The 4185-nt window shown below is 30.3% G+C and carries 4 protein-coding genes; 1 reads left to right on the top strand and 3 read right to left on the bottom strand.

Annotated elements, in window-relative coordinates; translation table 11 throughout:
• Both ACTG3S_RS09590 and ACTG3S_RS09585 read right to left on the bottom strand, forming a co-directional pair.
• Window positions 1-705 (bottom strand): hypothetical protein (locus tag ACTG3S_RS09590; RefSeq protein WP_439129143.1); only part of this gene is annotated, 705 nt, incomplete at its 3' end.
• Between the two features lie 281 nt (window positions 706-986).
• Window positions 987-1424 carry a hypothetical protein gene (locus ACTG3S_RS09585; protein ID WP_439129142.1) on the bottom strand — a complete coding sequence of 146 codons (438 nt, stop codon included), beginning with the start codon at window positions 1422-1424 and terminating at the stop codon, window positions 987-989.
• 96 nt (window positions 1425-1520) lie between these two features.
• Between ACTG3S_RS09585 and prfA the strand changes: the two genes are divergently transcribed.
• Complete coding sequence (prfA, locus tag ACTG3S_RS09580; RefSeq protein ID WP_439129141.1) at window positions 1521-2597, top strand: peptide chain release factor 1; 1077 nt, start codon at window positions 1521-1523, stop codon at window positions 2595-2597.
• 79 nt (window positions 2598-2676) lie between these two features.
• On the opposite strand, the gene ACTG3S_RS09575 is transcribed toward prfA, so the two are convergent.
• Window positions 2677-4185, bottom strand: a 1509-nt coding sequence (locus tag ACTG3S_RS09575) for a peptide MFS transporter (RefSeq protein ID WP_439129140.1), incomplete at its 5' end; no start/stop codon positions are given.

Here is a 4185-nt window from a genome sequence, read left to right as displayed (position 1 = left end):
TACCCAATCCATCAATTCATCTTTACTTATGGCGTCCCAAGTAGATTGGGTATTCTTTATTTTAGATGAATTATCCTCTGGTTGTAATACAATTAGTTCTGTATTTTTATTTCCTGCCAATTGTAATTCAGCCAAAAAACCAACCATGTCTGTTGCATTGTTTTCATATAAAGTTCTTAGTTGATGAGTTAGTTTGTGTTTTATAGCAGGTTCTATATAAACTCTAATGGCATATTTTTTATAGAACTTAATATTTCTGTTTTTTTCATCAGAATAACTGTAAGGTGAAAAATTATGATAATTTTCAGGGTTTGTTTTAGGAGTACCGTTTAAGTTAGCTTCTAATAAATAATTTATAAGCTTGGGTTCTCCTAAGTTAATTTTGTTTATTCTAATATCTCGTTGATGTTGATACCATTTTCTAGTAAAATCTAGGGTAAAATTACACATAACTAAACCCTTAATATTAAGTTGAAAATCAGAATAATTTTCTTTCATAAATTTAATATACCTCATAGCTCTATGCCCAACTAAACTTGTGCCTAAAAAGAAAATATTTTTATTTGGCAAATCATATTTCTTAAAAACAGCTTTTATTAGCTTGTGTGAAGAAACCATAGAGGATTTAAAAAAATAAAAATCTAGAGGTATTTCTGATGAAACAGACAAAACAGCAAAGTTTTTTTCAGCTGCCTGTTGATACATTTGCTTTGCACTTCGATTTTTTTTGTCAAACTTAGAATCTTCCAAAAAAATAAGTACACCTTTTATTTTGTTATTCTTTGGAATCATAAGAGTATATCCCTTTTGAATATATGGCAGAAAATTGTTTTCACCAATTCCAACTCGTATACTATCTTTTTTTGCAGGTTCATAAAACTCAATTATTTTCTGTGAAAATGATTTTATGCTGAAAATAATTAAGAAAAAAAATAAAAAAATATTAGAATGATTTTTCATGATATTTGTTGAAATTCAGAATTCAACTATTTTTCAATTTTCTCAAAAACAAAAAACAAACTATAATCATCATTAGAAACGTCTGCTTTTAAAACACCATTTTCAAATGAGTAGGTTATTTTTTTTGGAAACTCATTTTTAGGGTTTTCTGCCGTAAAAGAAGAATCAGTTTGGTTTGTAAACTTGAAGTACGTTTTAGTTGCATTAACACCAGACACAGTTAAAAATAAGCTATCGTTTTGTTGTATAATGTTCATTTTTTCAAAAAAAGTAGTATCCTTTTTGTCTAAAGTGAGTCCAACTCCAGAGTAATCTTGGTGCCAAGTTTCGTAGGTTCTTAAACTATCCATTCTATTTACTTGCACCCAATTACCAATTAGAAAAGAAGGTTTTTTTAATTTTACTTCTTTTGGTTTGCAAGAAAAAAGTACAATAATAGATAATATGATGAGAATCTGTTTCATAGTTGTTGATTGTGATATATCAAATATACTTAAATGAAAATAAAAATGAATTTCAATTAAAATTTGTAAATTCGCAATCCAAGAAATACACAACAAATGTTAGATAAATTAAGAATTGTTAAACAACGCTATGATGAGGTTTCTGATTTAATTATTCAGCCAGAAATTATTATGGATCAGAAGCGTTATGCGCAATTGATGAAAGAGTACAAAGACTTAGGAGACGTTGTAAAAAAAGGTGACGAATACCAAGAATTAACCAACAATATAGAAGAAGCGAAAGAGATTATAGCAGATGGTTCTGATGCAGAAATGACAGAAATGGCAAAAATGCAATTAGAGGAAGCCAATGATAGAATACCAGAGTTAGAAGAAGAAATTAAATTTCTTTTAATACCAAAAGATCCCGAAGATTCTAAAAATGCAGTAGTAGAATTACGTGCTGGAACTGGTGGGGATGAAGCAAGTATTTTTGCAGGAGATTTATTTAGAATGTATACCAAATATTGCGAAAGTAAAGGTTGGTCTGTTTCTACAGTAGATTATTCTGAGGGAACCAATGGCGGTTTTAAAGAAATTCAGTTTGAAGTAAATGGAGCAGATGTGTATGGTATTTTAAAGTTTGAAGCAGGTGTACATCGTGTACAAAGAGTGCCACAAACAGAAACACAAGGTCGTGTGCATACTTCTGCAGCAACTTGTATGGTGTTTCCAGAAGCAGAAGAGTTTGATGTGGAGATCAATCCAAAAGACGTAAGAATAGATTTTTTCTGTTCTTCTGGTCCTGGAGGACAATCTGTAAACACAACTTATTCTGCAGTTCGTTTAACACACATTCCAACTGGTTTGGTGGCGCAATGTCAAGATCAAAAAAGTCAACATAAAAATAAAGAGAAAGCATTTAAAGTATTGCGTTCTCGTTTATATGATATGGAATTGGCTAAAAAACAAGCAGAAGACGCATTAAAACGTGGTTCTATGGTTTCTTCTGGAGATAGAAGTGCTAAAATTAGAACTTATAACTATGCACAAGGTAGAGTTACAGACCATAGAATAGGTTTGTCTTTGTATGATTTGCCGAATATTATGAATGGAGATATTCAAAAATTGATAGATGAATTAATGCTTGCAGAAAATACAGAAAAACTAAAAGAATTAGGAGACAGTATTTAATAATTAGTTTTTTTTTTCAGTAATAAAAAAAGCCTCATAAGTTTAAACTTATGAGGCTTTTTTATGAATTATTAAGTGTTTAGTGTACTTTACCCATTAATTTCTTCATTAATGGAGAAAATAAAATTACAATTAAACCAGCACCTAAGGCGTATTTTGCTATTAGCATAAAACCGTCTGTATATATACCTAAAGTATCTAAACCACCCACATTAGCATCTGTGCTCTCTACAGATAATTGTTTCCCTATAAAACCTACTATTTGAAATGCATAAGCAGAAGAAAGAAACCAAATACCCATCATAAAAGCAACAATTTTTTTAGGTGATAGGTCTGTAATTTTAGATAATCCAACAGGAGACATAAATAATTCTCCAATAGATAATACCAAATACATAACCAATAAATATGCAAAAGGTACCATACCATTAGCATCAGCATTTCCTTTACTTAAAGCAAGTATATAAAAACTAGCACCGGCTAATACTAAACCTAAACCAAATTTATAAGGTGTTCTTGGGTTTAGATTCTTTTTAGATAAATATCCCCACAGTAAAGAAATTGGTATTGCTAAAATAATTATAAACATAGAGTTTAAAGAGTTGGTTTGTGCTGCTGTCATTATACCATCTAATGCTACGTTTCTAGATGCAAATAGTGTAATTACACTCCCTGATAATTCGTGAAAACCCCAGAATAAAGTCATAAAAAATGTAATTAAAATAGCCATTATTAGCTTTTTTCTTTCCTCTAAAGTTACTCCAATTAATATTTTAATTAGATAAATAGCAATGGCTAAACCTATAACTAAAAAGATAATACCTACTAAGTTTTTTTCGCCAATAATCGGTGTAGCATCTGTAGTTATTGACTTGTAAGATGATAAGAAAAATGCAATTACAGGTACACATAAAACAGCAATAATTGGTATTAATGTTTTCTGCGGAATTCCAATAATTGGTTTTTCATAAACTTCCTTATTTGGTGGCATACCTTTATCACCAAAAATATTTTTCTTAATTCCACTCCAAAAGAAAATTAAACCTGCCATCATACCTATACCTGCTAAACCAAAACCATAGTGATAACCATATTTAACAGCTAACCAACCACAAAGTAGTGGTGCAATCCAGCCACCAATGTTAATTCCCATATAAAAGATGGTAAAACCAGAATCTTTTCTAACATCACCATCCTTATAAAGTGCGCCAACAAATGTTGATATATTCGGTTTAAAGAAACCATTACCAACAATAATAAAAGCCAATGCTAAAAAGAAAGCAATATCATTTTCTACAGCCAACACAAAATGGCCAATTGCCATTAAAATTCCACCTAGAAAAATAGAGCTACGCATACCTAAGATTTTATCAGAGATTTGACCACCAATTACAGTAGATGCATATACTAAAGAACCATAAGAGGCATATACTGCCGCTGTTGCAAAATCTCTATTAGATAAAGATTTAAATATTTCTTCTACCATATAAAGCGTTAATAACGCTCTCATACCATAGAAACTAAAACGTTCCCATAATTCTGCAAAAAATAAGTAGAACAACCCTTTTGGATGTCCAAATAACTGAGG

Source organism: Polaribacter sp., assembly GCF_965656025.1.
GTDB lineage: Bacteria > Bacteroidota > Bacteroidia > Flavobacteriales > Flavobacteriaceae > Polaribacter.
Note: the sequence above shows the minus strand (reverse complement) of the source record. Positions and strands in the feature narration are given on the sequence as shown.